Annotated in this window: 19 protein-coding genes; 11 read left to right on the top strand and 8 right to left on the bottom strand. The window is 29.4% G+C overall.

Annotation, left to right across the window (positions count from 1 at the left end; translation table 11 throughout):
- The first annotated feature begins 44 nt into the window (after nucleotides 1-44).
- The 7 genes from mutS to B8978_RS00940 all read left to right on the top strand — a co-directional run bounded on the left by mutS (nucleotide 45) and on the right by B8978_RS00940 (nucleotide 8,914).
- Nucleotides 45-2,666: a DNA mismatch repair protein MutS gene (gene mutS, locus B8978_RS00970; protein ID WP_084113412.1), complete on the top strand. Its 2,622-nt coding sequence runs from the start codon at nucleotides 45-47 to the stop codon at nucleotides 2,664-2,666.
- A gap of 23 nt (nucleotides 2,667-2,689) precedes the next feature.
- The gene (gene mutL, locus B8978_RS00965) at nucleotides 2,690-4,507 is read left to right on the top strand and encodes a DNA mismatch repair endonuclease MutL (RefSeq protein WP_084113411.1); all 1,818 of its coding nucleotides are present in this window, start codon (nucleotides 2,690-2,692) and stop codon (nucleotides 4,505-4,507) included.
- Nucleotides 4,508-4,543: 36 nt separating this feature from the next.
- Nucleotides 4,544-5,476, top strand: coding sequence for a tRNA (adenosine(37)-N6)-dimethylallyltransferase MiaA (gene miaA / locus B8978_RS00960; RefSeq protein WP_084113410.1), 933 nt, complete (start codon nucleotides 4,544-4,546; stop codon nucleotides 5,474-5,476).
- A gap of 65 nt (nucleotides 5,477-5,541) precedes the next feature.
- Nucleotides 5,542-5,784 carry an RNA chaperone Hfq gene (hfq, locus tag B8978_RS00955; RefSeq protein ID WP_084113409.1) on the top strand — a complete coding sequence of 81 codons (243 nt, stop codon included), beginning with the start codon at nucleotides 5,542-5,544 and terminating at the stop codon, nucleotides 5,782-5,784.
- A 105-nt stretch (nucleotides 5,785-5,889) separates the two neighbouring features.
- Nucleotides 5,890-7,170, top strand: a complete 1,281-nt coding sequence (locus B8978_RS00950) for a methionine gamma-lyase family protein (RefSeq protein WP_084113408.1) — start codon at nucleotides 5,890-5,892, stop codon at nucleotides 7,168-7,170.
- A gap of 74 nt (nucleotides 7,171-7,244) precedes the next feature.
- Nucleotides 7,245-7,808: a protease inhibitor I42 family protein gene (locus tag B8978_RS00945; RefSeq protein ID WP_084113407.1), complete on the top strand. Its 564-nt coding sequence runs from the start codon at nucleotides 7,245-7,247 to the stop codon at nucleotides 7,806-7,808.
- 80 nt (nucleotides 7,809-7,888) lie between these two features.
- Entirely contained in the window at nucleotides 7,889-8,914 is a 1,026-nt protein-coding gene (locus tag B8978_RS00940) for a hypothetical protein (RefSeq protein ID WP_084113406.1), read from the top strand.
- A gap of 92 nt (nucleotides 8,915-9,006) precedes the next feature.
- Here B8978_RS00940 and lexA read toward each other — a convergent pair whose 3' ends face one another.
- Nucleotides 9,007-9,618 (bottom strand): transcriptional repressor LexA, encoded by a 612-nt coding sequence (gene lexA / locus B8978_RS00935; protein WP_084113405.1) that lies wholly within the window; start codon nucleotides 9,616-9,618, stop codon nucleotides 9,007-9,009.
- A 90-nt stretch (nucleotides 9,619-9,708) separates the two neighbouring features.
- Nucleotides 9,709-10,752 (bottom strand): DNA polymerase IV, encoded by a 1,044-nt coding sequence (locus tag B8978_RS00930; RefSeq protein ID WP_084113404.1) that lies wholly within the window; start codon nucleotides 10,750-10,752, stop codon nucleotides 9,709-9,711.
- A 227-nt stretch (nucleotides 10,753-10,979) separates the two neighbouring features.
- Here B8978_RS00930 and B8978_RS00925 point away from each other — a divergent pair, with 227 nt between their 5' ends.
- From B8978_RS00925 to B8978_RS00915, 3 genes are all read left to right on the top strand, one after another.
- Entirely contained in the window at nucleotides 10,980-11,393 is a 414-nt protein-coding gene (locus B8978_RS00925; protein ID WP_084113403.1) for a hypothetical protein, read from the top strand.
- 204 nt (nucleotides 11,394-11,597) lie between these two features.
- A complete protein-coding gene (locus B8978_RS00920) occupies nucleotides 11,598-11,957 on the top strand; it encodes an MmcQ/YjbR family DNA-binding protein (protein WP_084113402.1) in 360 nt (119 codons plus the stop codon).
- Nucleotides 11,958-11,971: 14 nt separating this feature from the next.
- Nucleotides 11,972-12,508, top strand: coding sequence for a GNAT family N-acetyltransferase (locus tag B8978_RS00915; protein ID WP_176212560.1), 537 nt, complete (start codon nucleotides 11,972-11,974; stop codon nucleotides 12,506-12,508).
- 18 nt (nucleotides 12,509-12,526) lie between these two features.
- Here B8978_RS00915 and B8978_RS00910 read toward each other — a convergent pair whose 3' ends face one another.
- Nucleotides 12,527-13,339 carry an FtsX-like permease family protein gene (locus B8978_RS00910; protein WP_084113400.1) on the bottom strand — a complete coding sequence of 271 codons (813 nt, stop codon included), beginning with the start codon at nucleotides 13,337-13,339 and terminating at the stop codon, nucleotides 12,527-12,529.
- Nucleotides 13,340-13,425: 86 nt separating this feature from the next.
- On the bottom strand, nucleotides 13,426-14,424 hold the full coding sequence (locus B8978_RS00905; RefSeq protein ID WP_084113399.1) for a tyrosine recombinase XerC: 999 nt from the start codon (nucleotides 14,422-14,424) through the stop codon (nucleotides 13,426-13,428).
- A gap of 500 nt (nucleotides 14,425-14,924) precedes the next feature.
- Between B8978_RS00905 and B8978_RS00900 the strand changes: the two genes are divergently transcribed.
- A complete protein-coding gene (locus tag B8978_RS00900; protein ID WP_084113398.1) occupies nucleotides 14,925-15,659 on the top strand; it encodes a phosphatase in 735 nt (244 codons plus the stop codon).
- 36 nt (nucleotides 15,660-15,695) lie between these two features.
- Here B8978_RS00900 and B8978_RS00895 read toward each other — a convergent pair whose 3' ends face one another.
- The 4 genes from B8978_RS00895 to B8978_RS00880 all read right to left on the bottom strand — a co-directional run bounded on the left by B8978_RS00895 (nucleotide 15,696) and on the right by B8978_RS00880 (nucleotide 18,750).
- The gene (locus B8978_RS00895; RefSeq protein ID WP_084113397.1) at nucleotides 15,696-17,057 is read right to left on the bottom strand and encodes an MATE family efflux transporter; all 1,362 of its coding nucleotides are present in this window, start codon (nucleotides 17,055-17,057) and stop codon (nucleotides 15,696-15,698) included.
- Nucleotides 17,058-17,141: 84 nt separating this feature from the next.
- Complete coding sequence (locus B8978_RS00890) at nucleotides 17,142-17,579, bottom strand: MarR family winged helix-turn-helix transcriptional regulator (protein ID WP_084113396.1); 438 nt, start codon at nucleotides 17,577-17,579, stop codon at nucleotides 17,142-17,144.
- Nucleotides 17,580-17,658: 79 nt separating this feature from the next.
- Entirely contained in the window at nucleotides 17,659-18,279 is a 621-nt protein-coding gene (locus B8978_RS00885; protein WP_084113395.1) for a GyrI-like domain-containing protein, read from the bottom strand.
- A gap of 15 nt (nucleotides 18,280-18,294) precedes the next feature.
- The gene (locus B8978_RS00880) at nucleotides 18,295-18,750 is read right to left on the bottom strand and encodes a GyrI-like domain-containing protein (RefSeq protein WP_084113394.1); all 456 of its coding nucleotides are present in this window, start codon (nucleotides 18,748-18,750) and stop codon (nucleotides 18,295-18,297) included.
- Nucleotides 18,751-18,813 lie beyond the last annotated feature (63 nt).

Below are 18,813 nucleotides of genomic sequence, written 5' to 3'. Positions count from 1 at the left end.
GCATAAATATGTCAAACCTAAAATTTTAAAAGGAGAGTTTAGACATGGGATTAACACCAATGATGCAACAATATATGAGTGTAAAAGAAAACTGTAAGGATTGCATACTGTTCTTTCGGTTAGGCGATTTTTATGAAATGTTTTTTGAAGATGCAAAAATTGCAGCTATGGAACTAGAGCTAGTTCTTACAGGTAAAGATTGTGGACTTTCTGAAAGAGCCCCTATGTGCGGTATTCCTTATCACGCTGCAAATATGTATATTACAAGACTTATAAACAAAGGTTATAAGGTTGCCATAGGAGAGCAGCTTGAAAACCCAGCAATGGCAAAGGGTATTGTAAAAAGAGGCATTGTAAAAATAATAACTCCTGGAACATATACAGATTCATCATTTTTAGATGACACAAAAAATAATTATATAATGAGTCTTTTTATTGACAATGATACTTTTGGAATTTCTATTGCAGATGTATCTACTGGAGAATTTAACTGTACTAGAGAAACCATTGATCATGAAGTAATTATGAATGAAATATCTAAATATAACCCAAAGGAAATTTTGGTTCAAAAAAGTTTAGATGAGAAATTACTAAAAGAAATCAAAGAAAGATTTAAATGTGTTTTCTCAAGTTTTGATGATGAATTTTTTTTAGATGAAAGAGAAGAAAATTTAAAAGCACAATTTTCTAATTATGAAGATGTTGAAAGGGATATATTAATAAAAGATTCCGCCAATGGGCTATTAAAATATATAATAGATACTCAAAAGGTCTCACTTGATCATATAAACACACTTAAGAGATATTCTGTTATTGATTATATGAGCATTGATATGAATTCAAGAAGAAATCTAGAATTAACAGAAACGCTTAGAGAAAAAAGTAAAAAGGGCTCCTTATTATGGGTATTAGATAAAACCAGTACTGCTATGGGTGCAAGGCAGCTTAGACGGTGGATTGAAGAACCTCTTGTAGATAAAACCGCTATATGTGATAGACTTGATGCTGTTGAAGAACTTACTTTAAACATATCGCTACATGAAGACTTAAAAGCTTCTTTAAAACAAATATATGATATAGAAAGACTTGTTGGAAAGATATCAACTCAAAGTGTTAATGCTAAGGAGTTTATATTCTTAAAAAATTCTATAGAAAAGCTTCCAAACGTAAAAGAAATATTGGAAAAGTTTAAATGCACACTTTTAAATAAAGTAAACATGAAATTAGACGACTTAAGGGATATATATGAAATTTTAGATAGTGCAGTATTAGAAGCTCCTTCTATATCTGTTAAAGAAGGAAATATAATTAAAGACGGCTATAATGAAGAAGTAGATGAACTTAGAAAGGCAAAAGCTCATGGCAAGGAATGGATTGCAAACTTAGAGAGCAAAGAGAGAGAAGAAACAAATATAAAATCTTTAAAAATTAGCTACAATAAGGTTTTTGGATATTATATAGAAATAACTAAATCAAATTTAAACATGGTTCCTGAAGGAAGATATATAAGAAAACAAACCCTTGCAAATTGTGAGAGATACATAACAGAAGAACTTAAAAATATGGAGGAAAAGATACTTGGAGCGGAAGAAAAACTAGTAAGTTTAGAGTACGAACTATTTACTAAATTAAGAGATGAAATTTCCTCACATATAGATAGAATGAAAAAAAGTGCAAGGTTATTATCTGAACTTGATTGTCTTTCTTCGTTAGCGTCAATTTCACTAGAAAACAACTATTGTAAGCCTAAAATTATTAATAATGGTATTATAGATATAAAAGAAGGTAGACATCCAGTAGTAGAAAACATGCTTTCTTATGGTACCTTTGTTGCAAATGATACAAAACTAAATACTAAGGAAGAACAACTTATGCTTATTACTGGTCCTAATATGGCAGGTAAATCCACATATATGAGGCAAGTTGCACTTATAGTTATTATGGCTCAAATAGGTTGTTTTGTACCAGCTAAAGAGGCACAAATTTCAATCTGTGATAAAATATTTACAAGAATAGGTGCTTCTGACGATTTGGCTGCAGGTAAAAGTACCTTTATGGTAGAAATGTGGGAAGTATCAAATATACTTAAAAATGCCACACCAAACAGTCTTATAATATTAGATGAGGTTGGTAGGGGAACTAGCACATACGATGGACTAAGCATTGCCTGGGCAGTGGTTGAATACATCTGTACAAATAAAAAACTTAAATGTAAAACACTGTTTGCTACTCACTATCACGAGCTTACAAGCCTTGAAGGGGTTATTGACGGTCTTAAAAATTATTCTATAGCTGTAAAGCAAATAAAAGATGATATAGTATTTTTAAGAAAGATAGTAAAAGGTGGAGCTGATGAATCATATGGAATTGAGGTAGCAAAATTAGCTGGGCTTCCCAAAGAGGTTACTAAAAGAGCTAAAGAAATCTTAGAGAATCTTGAGAATGAAAACTCTAAAGAAATTAGCTATGAAAAAATTCTAGAGGAAAAACCTAAAAAGGTAACTAGTGCAAAAAAACAAAAAAATGATACGGTTCAAATTGGTTTTGCAGATATAGGAAAGGACAATTTTATAAAAGACCTTTGTGACATAGATGTTATGAATATGACACCTTTAGAATCTATGAATAAACTATATGAAATTATAAAAAATGCTAAAAATTTATAATTTGGTGAAAAGGGTGATGTTTTTTGAAGAGGATAAATTTATTAAATGAAGAAACCTCAAATAAAATTGCGGCAGGAGAAGTTGTAGAAAGACCAGCCTCTGTAGTTAAGGAGTTAATTGAAAACTCAATAGATGCAGGTGCTAAGGTTATTAGTATTGAGATTGAAGAAGGTGGGCAAAAACTTATTAAAATAGTAGATGATGGCTCAGGTATAAATCCTCTTGATATTGAACTTGCATTTATGCCTCATGCTACAAGTAAAATAAGTTCAATTGAAGACATATATGCAATTAATACTTTGGGATTTAGAGGCGAAGCACTTCCAAGTATTGCGGCTGTTTCAAAAATTACATTAAAAAGTAGAATAAGTGGCAATGAATTTGGAAAAGAGATTTGCATTAATGGAGGCATCACAGAATATGTAAAAGAAGTTGGCGCTAGTATTGGAACAACTATAGAAGTTAGGGATATATTTAATAACGTTCCTGCAAGACAAAAGTTTTTAAAATCTACTCAAAGGGAAGCGTCACTTATTAGCGATATAGTTAGTAGACTTGCCCTAGCAAACTCTAAAATATCCTTTAAGTTTATAAACAACGGTAAAAAAGTTTTAAATACCTATTCAACTGAAAATTTGAACGATACCATAAGAACCATATATGGGAAGACTATAGGGGATAATATTATTAAATTTGAAAAGCATACGGATATCGCTTCAGTATATGGATATGTTGGTAATGCAGAAATAAGTAGAGGCAGTAGAAACAATCAAAGTGTTTTTGTTAATAATAGATACATAAAAAATAAGCTTATTGCAACAGCTGTAGAAACTGCAGTAAAATCTTTTATGATGATTAACAAATACCCATTTTTCGTTTTATTTTTGGAGATATTTCCCGAATTCATTGATGTTAATGTACATCCAACAAAAGCAGAGGTTAAATTCCAAAATGATAGAGAAATCTTTAAACTGGTATTTGATACTGTGCACGAATCAATAAAAGAAAGTCTTAAAAACAATTTTGAATTAGAACTTGAAAAGCCAATTGAGAACGACATATACGATATTCCTAGTAAAAGAGAAACTGTGCAAATTCCACTGGACCTAAAAACAATAGAGGAAAAAACCATTGCTTTAAATAATTTTACTCCTAAAACTGAAACTCCTAAGAATTTTGTTGTAGCTGAAAAAGATAGTAACGAAGCTAATTATGTAATACAAGAAGAAAAGAGTACAAAAGAAACTGCTAAAGAACCTAAATTCCCAGCATTAAGAATAATAGGTCAATTTCATAGTACGTATATACTAGCAGAGACATCAGAAGATTTTTATATTATTGATCAGCATGCAGCACATGAAAAAATATTATTTGAAAAATATACAAAGAGTATAAAACAGGGGGAAGTAACAGCCCAAATACTACTCACACCTGTTGTTATAGAACTGACTCCAGAAGATTTTATTTATTATATTGAAAATAAAGATATATTCCTGTCAGCAGGTTTTACAATTGAAGTTTTTGGCGATAATACTATAACAATAAGAGAAGTACCAAACTTTTTAGGTAAACCAGAAATGAGAAGTCTTTTTACTGAAATACTAGATAACCTTAAAAATTTAGGCTCTGGAGAGACTCATGAAGTTAAATACAATAGGATAGCAACTCTTGCTTGTAAAGCTGCAATAAAGGCAAATGACACATTAAATATAGAGGAAATGAAGGTACTTATAGATACCTTAAGATTTATAGATGATCCATTTAATTGTCCACATGGAAGACCTACTATTGTTAAAACTTCACTTTATGAAATGGAAAAAAAGTTTAAAAGAATACAGTAATTTTCACGTGAATATGATTTAAGATAAGGAGATAGAATGACGGACATATTAATTTTAAGTGGTCCTACAGGGATAGGAAAGACAGCAATTTCTTTAAAACTTGCAAAAGAATTAAATGGAGAGATTATCTCCTCAGATTCAATGCAAATTTATAAATACATGGATGTAGGTTCTGCAAAGATATCAAAAGAAGAAATGCAAGGAATACCTCATCATCTTATAAATGTTGTAGAGCCAGATGAAGAGTTTAGTGTAGCAAAATTCAAAACTCTTGCAGAGGAAGCTATTGAGGATATATCTATAAGAGGAAAATATCCAATAATAGTTGGAGGAACAGGTTTATATATAAATTCATTAATATTTAACTACAGCTTTACAGGAACTTACAAGGACAATGATTACAGAAAAAGCTTAGAGGCTTTAGCTAATGAAAAAGGTAAGGAATTTGTACATGATCTACTAAAAGATAGAGATGTAGATTCCTATAATAAACTATATCCAAATGATCTTAAAAGGGTTATAAGGGCATTAGAAGTATATAAATTATCCGGCAAAACCATTGGAGAATTAAATAAAGAACAAGATATATATGACGTTCCCTATAACATTCATTATTACGTATTAAATATGGATAGAGATAAGCTTTATGAAAGAATAAATAAGCGTGTTGATGAAATGATTTCAAGTGGTCTCATTGAAGAGGTTATAAATCTTAAGGAAAAGGGATATAATTCTAATATGCAATCAATGAAGGGCATTGGATATAAAGAAATTTTGTATTATTTAGACAATAAAATTTCCTTAGAGGAAGCAATAAACATGATAAAACAAGGAAGCAGAAACTATGCGAAGAGGCAGCTTACTTGGTTTAGGAAAGACAACCGAACTAAATGGATAGAAAAAGATAATCTTACTGAAGATGAAATTGTTAAGTTTATAATAAACGATATAGGATTAAAAAAAATGTAACTTAATAAAAGGATTTTTATATTTTTTATAGAATTAATATATATAATGAACGGAGGGTGAAGACTATGAATAAAACTACTAATAATTTACAAGATATTTTTTTGAATAACGCGAGAAAAAATAGAATACCAGTAACAATTCATCTAACAAATGGATTTCAACTAAGGGGAAGTGTAAAAGGTTTTGATAGTTTCACAGTAATTCTTGATAATGATGGCAAGCAAATGATGGTTTACAAACATGCCATTTCAACGATAACTCCATTAAAACCAATATTATTTAATCAAGATGTAGATAATGATAATTAAGGATAGGCTATAATTTGCCTAGTCCTTTTTTAAGTGGTAATATAATATTGCCTAAAGAAAATAGACTTAACTTTCGAGGCAGCATAAGTAACAGGAGGAAAAAACATGATTTCAACTACAAAAAAATTACTAGCTTTAAAATATGGCATAAAAGAAGAGGTAATGTCTTTAGCAGAAAGGGCATTAGAAGATGTACAAAAACAATTTGAAATGTACGATGGTATAAGAGAATATAATCAACTAAAGGTTTTAAATGCTCTTCAAGAAGAACGAATTAGTGAATCACATTTTACAAATAGTTCAGGTTATGGATACGGGGATATAGGTCGTGATAGTCTTGATAAGGTTTATGCAAGAATCTTTGGCACAGAAATGGCTTTAGTAAGACCTCATTTTGTAAATGGCACTCATGCCATTGGAGCAGCACTTTTCGGAAATTTAAGACCAGACGACACACTTATGTCAATATGCGGTACACCTTATGATACACTTCATAGCATTATTGGAATAAGCAGCGAAAAGAACATAGGTTCTTTAATGGAGTATGGCGTTAAATATAAAATGGTTGATTTACTTTTTGGCGGCAAAATTGACTTTAATAGCATAGAAACTGAACTTAAAAATGACAGTACTATTAAAATGATTCATATACAAAGATCAACAGGTTACGGTTGGAGAAAGTCTTTAACTATAGATGAAATAGAAAAAATAATAGGTTTCATTAAAAATATAAGAAAAGATGTAATATGTTTTGTAGATAATTGTTACGGTGAATTTATTGATACAAAGGAGCCAACAGAAGTTGGAGCAGATCTTGTGGCTGGATCACTAATAAAAAATATTGGCGGCGGAATTGCTCCAACTGGGGGTTATATAGCTGGTAGAAAAGATTTTGTTATTCAAGCTTCATATAGATTAACAATACCAGGTATTGGTGGAGAATGTGGTTCTACCTTTGGAGTGATGAGATCACTTTATCAAGGCTTATTTCTAGCACCACATGTTGCAATTGAAGCATTAAAGGGAGCAGTATTTTGTTCAAGGATAATGGAGCTTGCTGGATTTGAAGTCCTTCCTAAATTTGATGACAAACGAAGCGATATAATACAAGCTGTAAAATTTAATGATAAGGATAAGTTGATTAAATTCTGTAAGGGAATACAAAAAGGTTCACCAATAGACTCCTTTGTGGAATGTGAGCCATGGGCTATGCCTGGATATGAAGATCAGGTTATAATGGCAGCTGGAGCATTTATTCAAGGTTCATCTATTGAACTTTCAGCAGATGCACCTATAAGAGAACCTTACATTGGATATTTACAAGGTGGCTTAACTTTTGATCATGCCAAGATAGGAATAATGATATCATTATCAAATTTGATATAACAATAAGTTTTTACATAAATTCCAGTAAAATTTTTATTTTTACTGGAATTGTGTTTTAAATGGGTGGTGTGATAATGTATAAAAATAAATTAACAGTTTTTCTTAGTATTCTTTTTATAATAATGCTTAATGGGTGTAGCAATAGTAAAATAAATGTCCCGAATCCTAATAGTAAAAATAGTACCTCTAAAACTCAAATTGATCCAATAGATAATTTTTTAAGTAATCAAAAATTTGATGTTTCTAAAGACTCAAATAAAAAAATAATATATATATATTTCCCTAACACGAGCAATAATACAATAAAAAAGTATGAGGTTACAAATAACGGTGTTATAGATGTAAATACTAAAACTAATCAAGAATTTGTTATATCTCTTCCTGAAAATAGCATTATTTCTGCCACTTGGAATATACAAAATAATATAGATAATTCAGATGTAAAACTGTTAAAAAAATCAAAATTAAAAGTCCCATTTAAAAACAATGAGAAGTTAATTGGTATAAATTATGATAGACGAAATTTCTATTTTAAAACATTAAAAAAATCTACTCAAGCCATAGTCCTAACATATTCCAATAAAACTTTAGATAATTCAGAATACTTTCGAATTACAATTAACACAAAAACAAACTAGAATCTAGAATATAGTATATTTTGGATTTGCACATTAAATATAACAGTATATAAAAATATACAGGTAGGAGGCATTGATCAATGAACAAAAAAGTAGCTTTGGTAGTTTTAATTACAATTGGCGTTTTGCTTACGGGGTGTGGAAATAAGCAAGTAAAAACTGAGGGAACAAACAATACTCAAAATAATGCTATTAAAAAACAATCCACAAATACCACTGCGAATACAGTTAATACAAATAGCACTATAGCAGCAAATACAGTTAACTCAGGAAGCAATATTTCGGCTCAATCATCAACTAATGTTTATACAAAATATTCAGGGACATGGATAGATAATGACACTTTAAAAACCGACAGACCATTTGGAAGGGCAATTAATATTAATATAGATAAAAATGCTAATTTAAAAGGTGTGGTGAGTAATTCATCTAATGGATTTTCACATATATCAAATGTTAACATTTCCGGAAAGATTGAAAACAATAAATTCACTAGCAATTTCAATGATGATGGTTGGGGACATAGTGGAACAATAGAATTAGAATTTAAGAACAATGAAATAATATGTGCATTAAATTATGATGCTAAAAGCCTTAAAATAAATTCTGATTGGGGAATTAGTTATGGTACCTTCAATCTTGTAAACAGCAATACCCCGATTAGCAGAACAATAACCGACCTAAGAAATGGTGGTTGGAATGATATATCAAATCAGTGTTTTGATGTTAATTTAAATAAATATGGTAAAGTGAAGTTCCTTACAGAAACTAATTTTAATACTGGCTTATATAATTTTTATTTGGAGGACAGCAAAGGTAATATAGCATGCAAATTTCCAGTTGATTATAGGAATGATATAGGCCAAAATAGCTTAGTAGAAGGTGTAAGTGCAATATCTTTGGCGGACGTAAATAATGATGGACTAAAAGATGTAATTGTTCTGTTTAATGGCACGGATAGTAATAAAAATGTTCCTATTTCTATATGCATTATATTCTCACAAAAAAATAACGGTGTTTTTATATATAATAAAAGCCTATCTGAAAAAGTAAATAAATCAGGAAACAATAAAGACATTAAATCAGTTTTAAACTATCTAAAATAAAGTTAAAATTTTACGGATGGTATGGAATGGATAAAAAAACACCTCTTTCCAGGTGTTTTGAATTTTAAAAAATAATATTCGTGGAATTTCAATTAATATTTTCTATAGATACCAACTAGTTCGCCAATTATCTGACAATCATCTACTATTATAGGTTCCATAGATGAATTTTCAGGTTGCAATCTTATGTGGTCTTTTTCTTTAAAAAATCTCTTGATGGTAGCTTCATCATCTATTAAGGCAACTACTATAGTTCCATTTTCAGCAGTATTTGTTTTTGCTATTATGGCAAAATCTCCATCATAAATTCCAGCTTCAATCATACTTTCACCAGAAATTTTAAGCATAAATAAATCTTTGTTACTCTTTGTATATTGAATAGGGAGTGTAAAAGAATCTTCTATGTTTTCAACTGCTAAAATAGGTTGACCAGCTTGGACTTTGCCAACTATAGGTATACTTATAAGTTCCTTTTTAGGAAGCGTATCTCTTAATAATTCAATGGCTCTTGGTTTCGTTGGATCTCTCTTTATAAGGCCCTTTTTTTCCATTCTAGAAAGATGACCATGTACAGTAGATGTTGAGCTAAGTCCAACTTTTGCACATATTTCTCTAACTGAGGGTGGATATCCTTTATTAATAACTTCAGACTGAATAAAGTCGTAAATTTCTGCCTGAACGTCTCTTCTTTTATCCTTTACCATTAGTAACACCTCTAACTATTATATCATTATCATTATTTAATAAAATTATAACATATAAAAAGAACACATGCAAACCTATGTTCTATACGCTTAAAATAATGACATTTGTTCAACTGTTTCTTCTTTAAAAGATGAGATTGAGACCCCAATCAGCCTTATTTTTTCTTGAAATTCTAAATTATCTAAAATATTGCATGCTTCTTTATAAATATCATCTTCAGTACATATATAATAACTTAAAGTTTTACTTTTAGTGTGATTAACAAAGGAGGCAGTTTTTATTTTTATAGTAATATTTTTTCCTCGTAAATTTTTGCTTTTCATAATATCTGAAATGGATTTTGAAAAGCTTTTAATATATGGCTTTATATCATTTTTATCATCTGTATCATTGCTCAAAGTTGTTTCCTTGCCAATAGACTTTCTCTCTCTGAAAATAGTTACCTCTCTTTTATCTATGCCCCTTATTCTCTCATATATTTCAAGCCCGAATTTACCGAAAAAATCTAATAACATAATTAAGGGAAGGTCATATAATTCTTTTACTGTAAAAATACCAATATCATTAAGTTTTTTTACAGATTTTTTACCTAAACCATAAACTTTATCTACGGATAAAGGAAATAAGATTTCAGGAACATCACTTTTTTGTATTACCTTTAAACCATTAGGTTTGTTCCAATCAGAAGCTAATTTTGCTAGAAACTTATTGTAAGATAAACCAACAGATATGTTAAGTCCGGTCTCTTTTTTTATTTTATTTTTAATAAAGCTTGCTATATCTAATGGATTTTTATTTACATGTGTTAAATCTAAATACGCTTCATCTATACTTAAAGGTTCTACAAAAGGGGTTATCTCATGAAAAACATCAAATATTTTATTGGATATTTCTTTATACCTGTCATATCTTACAGGAAGAAAAATACCATTGGGACATTTAGCTTTAGCCATATATATTGGCATAGCACTTTTTACACCAAAAACTCTTGCTTCATAAGAGCAAGTAGAAACTACACCTCTTTCGAATATACCACCAACTATTACAGGTTTTCCTTTAAGTTTTTTATTATCTACCATTTCCACCGATGCAAAAAAAGCATCCATATCCACATGCATTATTACTTTATCCACTAAAAGAACCTCCATAAAAACTTAATAATAAACATTATAACATATAAGACTTAGAAATTTGTAATATTGTTAATTTGCACGTTATGTATCACGTTTAGTTTACGTATTAATTAATATGTAAACTAAATGTGATATAATTAAGGAAGCTAAAATTTTTATTGAAAGTTATTTAGTTATTTGATATAATAAGTTTTACTGTCTAAAACAAAGTAAAGAAGGTTAGTTATATGGAGAAAATATGTATACTGGATGAAAATAAAAAGTGTAATAACTGCGGAGAATGTGACAAATGTGATTTAGATCCTAATAAAATCTGCGATAACTGCGGGAAGTGTCTTGATTTAGAGGGATACGAGCATAAAGAAGTTATAATTGATAAAATAATAGAAGATCCAAATGAAATAGAAGAATATGAACAAGATGCTGAAATAGAAGAAGCAGATGATAACGCAGCAGATGAGTTTTTAAATGACTATGATGATGATTATGTAAGGGATGAAAGAGATGATCTGCCTTATGAGTTGGAACTTATTGACGATATCGATGGGTTATCTGAACTTTTAGAGGACGAAGAAAAAAGGCATAAAATAATAGATGAAAAAGCTCCAGGAATTTTTGTTATAAAAAACCCGCAAAATTAATAAAAAAACGAAACCTCATATTTATAGATAAGAGCTTCATTTTAAAAGATTAACGTGCTAATTGAAAGTATAATTAGCACGTTATTTTTTCTGATTGCCATTTTATATATGTGGAATATAATGTTATACTATAAAAAGATTGAGGGGATAATATGATTGAAATAAAAGGCACATGTAAGACCTTCAAATTGATGGAGGTGTATTATGGATTTAAATGAAATAAAACAGTATTGTCATAACAAAAAAGGTGTAAGTGATAAATTCCCATTTGATGATGAAACACTTACTATAAAAGTAGGTTCTAGGATGTTTCTCCTTACAAACATTAGAAGCTCTGTATTAAAAATAAGTTTAAAGTGTGAACCGCTTTTTTCTATAGATTTAAGACGCGATTATAAAGCTGTAGAACCAGGGTATCACTTAAATAAAAAACATTGGAATACTGTAACTGTAGGTGAAGATGTTGATGATGATAAAATTAAGTTTTTAATTGATATGTCTTATGATTTAGCATTTAAAGGTCTTAAGAAATCTGAAAAATTAGAAATACTAAATGACTTATGATGGGGGGGAACAGTATGAATATTAGAAGGGCAGAAATAAGCGATAGTGATGGTATCGCTAAAGTTCATGTTGATGCATGGAAAGAAACTTATAAAGGATTAATTAATGATGATTACTTAAACTCATTGTCATACGAGAAAAAAGCTAAGATGTGGAAAGAAGTTATTAAGGACGATACACAACCTCAAAGAACATTTGTTATTGAAAATGATTCAAAAACCATAGTTGGATTTGCTTTTTGCGGGATAAATAGGGAAAAAGAGTATGAATATGATGGAGATTTGCATGCAATGTATATTCTTAAAGATTATCAAAATCGTGGCTATGGAAGTAAAATCACAAGAATTGTAGCTAAAGCACTAGTTGATTTAGGATGTGGTTCATTAATTATTTGGGCACTAAAAGATAATAGCTATTGTAGGTTTTATGAAAAAGTAGGTGGAATAAAAGTAAAAGAGAGATTGTATACATACGGAAATCAAGAAGTTAAATTGGTTGGCTATGGTTGGAAAGATATTGGTTCTATTTATCAAAATGCTATAAATGAATAGGGTCACCACATACATTTTTTAGACTATTAAGTACTTTTTTATAACAAAAATACTTCCTATAACCTCTATAATTATACCAATAAGTATAAAGTGCCATGATATAGTTGTTAATACAAATGATGGATTTATAAAACTAATGTGCGTTGTTGTCAAACAATATCTATATATAAAACTATAAAATAAATAAATTGCTATTACTGCGAACACTGCTCCTAAAAATCCAATTATTATTCCATAAAAAATAAAAGGCCATATAATAAACCAATCTGTTGCACCAATTTGTTGCATTATACTAATTTCATTACGTCTTGGGTATATAGCAAGTTTTATTGTATTTTTAATTAAAAAAAATGATGCAATTATGAGTATAGGGAAAAGTATTACTCCGACCCATTGAATCTTTTCAGCAATTGATGAAACATTTCGCTGAACATTTTGTATAACATTAATTTTATTTATACCTTTTAACCCCTTAATCCGAGAAATTATTTTAGGTATATCATTTGGTTCATTAACTTTAATTATATATGCAGCTGACAGGGGAGTATCATTGCGAAAGGTAAAAAAAGTTACACTATTTTCCGCCTTTATTTTATTATATATATTTTGCTGATCTGTAATCTTTATATTATACTTTAAAGTCGCCTGTATTTCAGATTGGGTACCAATACCAATAACCCCCATTTTAAGATTCAACATAAATAGCAAAAATATTCCCAAAACAAATAACGTTGCCATTACTGTAGTAATGGTAGAAATGCTACTAGTAGCATTTCTTTTAAGATTTTTTAAAGCATCTTTTAAAAATAAGTTTAAAGTAATAATCCTCATAATTGTAATTACCCCTTTCTTTATATATTAAAAAATTATACCATTAAACACCATTTTTGCAAGGAGACACATTGGCTAAATATATATTATTCTTCATCCTTTTGATTTAAAGGATTTGATTTAACAGCTTCTCTTAACTTATCATCGTCTATGTGGGTATAAATTTGTGTTGTTGAAACACTTTCATGGCCTAGTATTTGCTGTAGACTTCTGATATCAACATTTCCGTATTTGTACATTAAAGTAGCTGCTGTATGCCTTAATTTATGGGGAGTATATTTGTCACTATCTAAATTTGCTTTTTTTACATACTTTTTCACAAGGACTTCTACAGTCCTTTTACTAATTCTTTTGTTCCTTTTACTTAGAAATAATGCGTTTTTATCGGTATCCAAACATATGTTCTGCACCCGTAAATTTCGCACTGGCATGTAATTTTTTATAGCTTCCAGACAAGCGTCATTTAAATAAACCGTTCGCTCTTTGTTACCTTTACCAATGATTGAAAGGGTATCGTCTTTTATTTTAGATATATCAATTCCAACAAGCTCTGATAGTCTAAGACCACAATTTAAAAACAACATTAATATACAATAATCTCTTTCTAAGTTTTCCCCATCTACAGCGTTTAGAAGTTCTTTGCTTTCAGTAAGACTAAGATGAACAGGGTTTCTACTATAAATTTTAGGAGACTCAAGCTCTACTGCTGGGTTATAGGTTATAATTTTAGCTTTGCTGCTTAAATATTTAAAAAATGATTTTATTGTAGCTACTTTTCTAGCTCTTGAATAGTTTCCGTTATGTCTATAGTTCTCTACAAATGATAAAAATGCAAATAAGTCTTCTAATGTTATGTTCTCAATAAATTTATTATCTATATCCCCAATAAATATATCATCAAAATCTGCATCTTTTTTAACAAGTCCTTTATATAATTTCATAAATCTGAAAAGAAGGGTTAAATCAACTTTATAATTATAAATTGTGTTTTGTGATTTTCCTCGTATTGTTCCTAAATAATTTAAAAAATTGCTTACGGGTACAGGTATTTGGTTATCCATTAGCTTTTGTATATCGTATTTCATAATAAAACCTCCAATTTTACTTATAATTGCGTCAAATTCTTATTTTACGCAATTATAATTCGACGTGAGGGGGTCAAAATCCTTCTTTTTATATATAATATTTTTTAATGAATTTATTTGTCAATTTCAATAAAAATCATTATACTCATTGTGCTGAAAATCAGAAAAATAGTTTTTCACAAACGACCAAATGTTAGTTTTAATAAATTTTATTTTCTTGTTTTCTGTATAAATCCATTTATATATTTAAGTAATATTAACTATATTATGGAATTTAAATTTGTCCCCTATTAACTTCATTGATAATCATATGAGAAGGCATATCAATTATATATTTTAGGGAACCTATTTTTCTGGTAATTCAATTGGAAATTTGCAAAAGTCCTTTTAACGTACTTTTAATCTTGGAAAACATGCAAAAATAAATATTTTACGTTATAATAATAATTGGATTCATTACAATTTTAATTATTAGTTTTAATTTTGAGAGGAGTTTATATATGAAATACCCTATCGATATGCACACACATACTATAGTAAGCGGTCATGCATATACTACATTACTTGAAAATGCAAAATACGCCAGTGAAATTGGCCTTGAGATTTTAGGAACCACAGATCATGCTCCAAGTATGCCTGGTGCACCTCATCATTGGTACTTTGGAAATTTTAAAGTACTTCCTAGAAAGCTTTATGGTGTTACAATGCTTTATGGATCTGAAGCTAACATTATTGATTATGATGGAAATTTAGATTTACCTTTAGAAATTCAAGAAAAATTAGATATAATGATAGCTAGTATGCACGATCCAGTTATGAAACCAAACCCTGATCGTGATTTAAATACTAGAGCAATTCTTAAAGCTATGGACAATAAAAATGTTATTATGGTCGGTCATCCTGGTAATCCTAGCTTCCCTATTCATGAAGAAGAATTAGTAAAAAAAGCAAAAGAAAAAAATATTCTTATTGAAATTAATAACAGTTCATTTGTAAGATCCAGAATTGGAAGTGATAAGACTTGCAGTACAATTGCTCGCTTATGTAAGGAACATGGAGTAAGAATAATACTAAACAGTGATTCTCATGTTTGCTTCACCATAGGAAACTTCGATGCTGCAATTAAAGTTTTGAAAGATGTGAATATGCCAGAAGAATTAATTATAAACAGAAGTTCTGAAGTGTTCATGAAATTTTTAAGAGAAGAAAAAGGCAAGGTTATTGAAGAAAGATGACCTCAAATACCTGCATTTAAATGCAGGTGTTTTAGGTTAGTTTGTTGCTACTTGATTCCTCTTTAGTTTACTATTAAAAATAATATATAGTATTACTCCAATTAAAAAGGTAATTATTTCTGTAATGGTCATAGACCATATAACACCATGCAATCCCAAGAAATTATTCAATACTATTATAACAGGAATAAAAAGAATTCCTTGTGTAATTGACATAATTGTTGATGGTGTTCCTTGACCTGATGCTTGAAAAATCCCTATAAATAATGTTGTAAATCCATTGAAAAATGCGGAAATAAGCATGGCAGTCATGATATAAACTCCAACATTTAATACTGCTGCATCATTAGAAAACAGATGAATAATTACATTTCTAAAAATATAAACTAAAGTAACAACCCCGCCTGATAATCCCAAAATCCATAAAGCTGATTGTTTTATACTGTCTTTTAATCTCTTAAAGTTTTTATTTGAAAAATTATATGCAATTAAAGGAATAATTCCTAGCGCCAGGCCCATTGCAAGAAATTCTGGTACTTGTACAATTCTCAAAGCAATCCCAAAGCTAGCTACTACACTTTCTCCATATCTAATTGAATAATTATTCAAAAGAAGAGTTGTAATAATTAGAAAACCAGCTAATAACAATTCAGAAACTCCAATTTTATATATCTCTATTTTATCTTTAAGAGAAATATTAAAATTCTTAATAAATCCTTTTAAATTCTCACTTTTTGTTTCCAAGTAGTAAACATAGTAAATACATGAAGCTATATTAGCTAAAATCATTGATAATGCTACACCTACAACATTAAATTTAAATAATAGTATAAATAATGGGTCAAGGATAAGACTAAAAATTGTACTTACAACCATTCCGAACATTGATTCTTTTGATGCTCCTTCTGCCCTCACAACTTGCTCCAATGCAAAGTTCATTACAATTGCAAAACCACCAATAAACATAGTTAAAGAATAACTTTTTGTATAATTAATAATAGCAGAAGTATCTGCCCCCATAATCTTAACCATAGGAGTAAGTGATATTGTTAAGATTATTCCAAGCAAAATTGCTATGATAATACTACTATAAAAAGTATATCCTGCTATCTTCTTAGCTTTCTCTATATTTTGTTTTGCAACAAGACGAGTTATAAATGTTCCGCCTCCAGCTCCTAACATATTTCCAAAAGCCATCAATATAGTGAAGATTGGTAGTCCTAAAGTAATAGCAGTTAACATATCTGTATTGTTTAATAGTCCAATAAAAAAAGCATTAATAACGTTATATATTGTACCTACTGACATACCAATCATCATAGGAATAGATAAGTGTGCAATTGCCTTAGTAATTGGTGCATTTTCTAAATAATATTCGTTTGACAATTTTTGTTTCATAATTTCATCCTCCACAATAAGAATTCTTAGAATTCTTATTATTAGAATTCTAAGTTTTTAAGTATAAGTTATTATATTAATAACTTATAAATTTCTATCTACTTTTAATAGCAAAGCTAACAACGTCTCTTTTTCTTGCTTAGTCAAGCTTGCAATAATATTTTCCTCTGCCTCAACCACTGATTTATTAAAATCTTCAATTAATTCAGCACCTTTGGGCAATACATATATATATTTTTGTCTCTCATTCTCTTTAGGAATTCTTCTTTCTATATATCCTTTTTTCTCTAACCCCTGGAGCATACTTGTAATGCTTGCTTCTGTACGTTGAAATGCTCGTGCCAAATCTTTTTGAATAATACCACTGTCTTGATGTTCATAAATATAACCTATCATGCGTCCTTGTTGAGAATTTAATCCTAACTTTTTTACTTTTTCATCAGAACTGAGTTTCATTTTTATCGCAATACTTCTTATTAATTGTGAATATGGTGTTTGTATAGAGTATCTAGAATTAGTCATTCAAATTCCTCCTAAAATTTACTTAGAATTGTAACTGTTTATAGTTTAACAATTATAATTCTAAGTGTCAATATTTATTTTATTTTTGTTCAATTTGATACCTCAGCACTGTTTTAAGTTTATGAGCTTCAGTTTTACGAGGATCTGAAAGGTATATTTCTCTATGCATATGAGAAGTTCTCTTATAATCATTGTCCTTACAAAATTTATTCATCATTTCAAAGCTTGCAGGTTCATCATCATAACTTCCTATGTGTAGCATTTGACAACATAATCCATCTGATATTGTGCCGAATATTACTTTATCCAAATATGCATTTGGCTTTTTCTTTTTTGTTTTTTCCAAAAATGTTGTGAACAAATCATACGTTAGAAAATCTGGTTGACGTATCATAATTTTATATTTTAAATTGCTTTTGATTGTTGATGGCAAAGTTTTATTTATTAAATCCCATAAACCTTCTAGTGGAAAAACAGTGTAGTCATAATAATTGTTTGGCACCGTATCGCTTTTATAGGACATTTTTATTGCATAACTAAGACTATAAAGTGCTGCAGTTGCAAGAGTAAATTCCTTTCCATTTGGATCACCGGCACCATCAATCATAATAAAATTTATATCCGGTACATTAACTACAACTGGCTCTTTTTTGGGTACATATAAAGCTTTATATTCTTTTTTATAATCTAATTTTCCCATTCTACCCTCCTCCAATTAATTTAAAGCAATATAAACATGTATATCACAATTTTCCATATCACTATTTTGATATTCCTCAAAATCACTACTAAATTTTCTGTCTAGATCCATGGACCACAGTTTTTCCCAGAATTCTGACACAGCTTTTTGCATATGCCCGTGTACTACAAACTTTGCATATTTACCTGAAGGTATTGTTTTAACATTAACTCCATGTGGCAAATTATCGCATGTACTAACCTCGCAGCAGACAGTTGCATCGTAAGAACCATTAACACCGTTTTCATAGTTAGAATATAAACCAATAATATAATTATTTTTCTTATTTGATATAGATGTATATATGTTACGATCAAAAAAACTCTGCCATAGTCCACCTATGATTTGTGTCATATTTTCGTCTTTGTTACTTGTGGTGGCTGTTATTCCAGCTACCAATTTTTCATTTACTTTTACTATTTCATAATCCATAATTAGCACCTCTTTCAATTTAATGAATTCAGTATAACATTCATAAATTGACAAGAGCATATC

This window comes from Clostridium acidisoli DSM 12555, assembly GCF_900176305.1.
Classification (GTDB): Bacteria; Bacillota; Clostridia; order Clostridiales; family Clostridiaceae; genus Clostridium_I; species Clostridium_I acidisoli.
Note: the sequence above shows the minus strand (reverse complement) of the source record. Positions and strands in the feature narration are given on the sequence as shown.

Bases quoted from the DNA above. Each gene is read 5' to 3' on its own strand.
- mutS (WP_084113412.1), top strand. From the start codon at position 45: ATGGGATTAACACCAATGATGCAACAATATATGAGTGTAAAAGAAAAC.
- miaA (WP_084113410.1), top strand. From the start codon at position 4,544: ATGACGGACATATTAATTTTAAGTGGTCCTACAGGGATAGGAAAGACA.
- hfq (WP_084113409.1), top strand. From the start codon at position 5,542: ATGAATAAAACTACTAATAATTTACAAGATATTTTTTTGAATAACGCG.
- B8978_RS00950 (WP_084113408.1), top strand. From the start codon at position 5,890: ATGATTTCAACTACAAAAAAATTACTAGCTTTAAAATATGGCATAAAA.
- B8978_RS00945 (WP_084113407.1), top strand. From the start codon at position 7,245: ATGTATAAAAATAAATTAACAGTTTTTCTTAGTATTCTTTTTATAATA.
- B8978_RS00940 (WP_084113406.1), top strand. From the start codon at position 7,889: ATGAACAAAAAAGTAGCTTTGGTAGTTTTAATTACAATTGGCGTTTTG.
- lexA (WP_084113405.1), bottom strand. From the start codon at position 9,618: ATGGTAAAGGATAAAAGAAGAGACGTTCAGGCAGAAATTTACGACTTT.
- B8978_RS00925 (WP_084113403.1), top strand. From the start codon at position 10,980: ATGGAGAAAATATGTATACTGGATGAAAATAAAAAGTGTAATAACTGC.
- B8978_RS00920 (WP_084113402.1), top strand. From the start codon at position 11,598: ATGGATTTAAATGAAATAAAACAGTATTGTCATAACAAAAAAGGTGTA.
- B8978_RS00915 (WP_176212560.1), top strand. From the start codon at position 11,972: ATGAATATTAGAAGGGCAGAAATAAGCGATAGTGATGGTATCGCTAAA.
- B8978_RS00910 (WP_084113400.1), bottom strand. From the start codon at position 13,339: ATGAGGATTATTACTTTAAACTTATTTTTAAAAGATGCTTTAAAAAAT.
- B8978_RS00905 (WP_084113399.1), bottom strand. From the start codon at position 14,424: ATGAAATACGATATACAAAAGCTAATGGATAACCAAATACCTGTACCC.
- B8978_RS00900 (WP_084113398.1), top strand. From the start codon at position 14,925: ATGAAATACCCTATCGATATGCACACACATACTATAGTAAGCGGTCAT.
- B8978_RS00895 (WP_084113397.1), bottom strand. From the start codon at position 17,057: ATGAAACAAAAATTGTCAAACGAATATTATTTAGAAAATGCACCAATT.
- B8978_RS00890 (WP_084113396.1), bottom strand. From the start codon at position 17,579: ATGACTAATTCTAGATACTCTATACAAACACCATATTCACAATTAATA.
- B8978_RS00885 (WP_084113395.1), bottom strand. From the start codon at position 18,279: ATGGGAAAATTAGATTATAAAAAAGAATATAAAGCTTTATATGTACCC.
- B8978_RS00880 (WP_084113394.1), bottom strand. From the start codon at position 18,750: ATGGATTATGAAATAGTAAAAGTAAATGAAAAATTGGTAGCTGGAATA.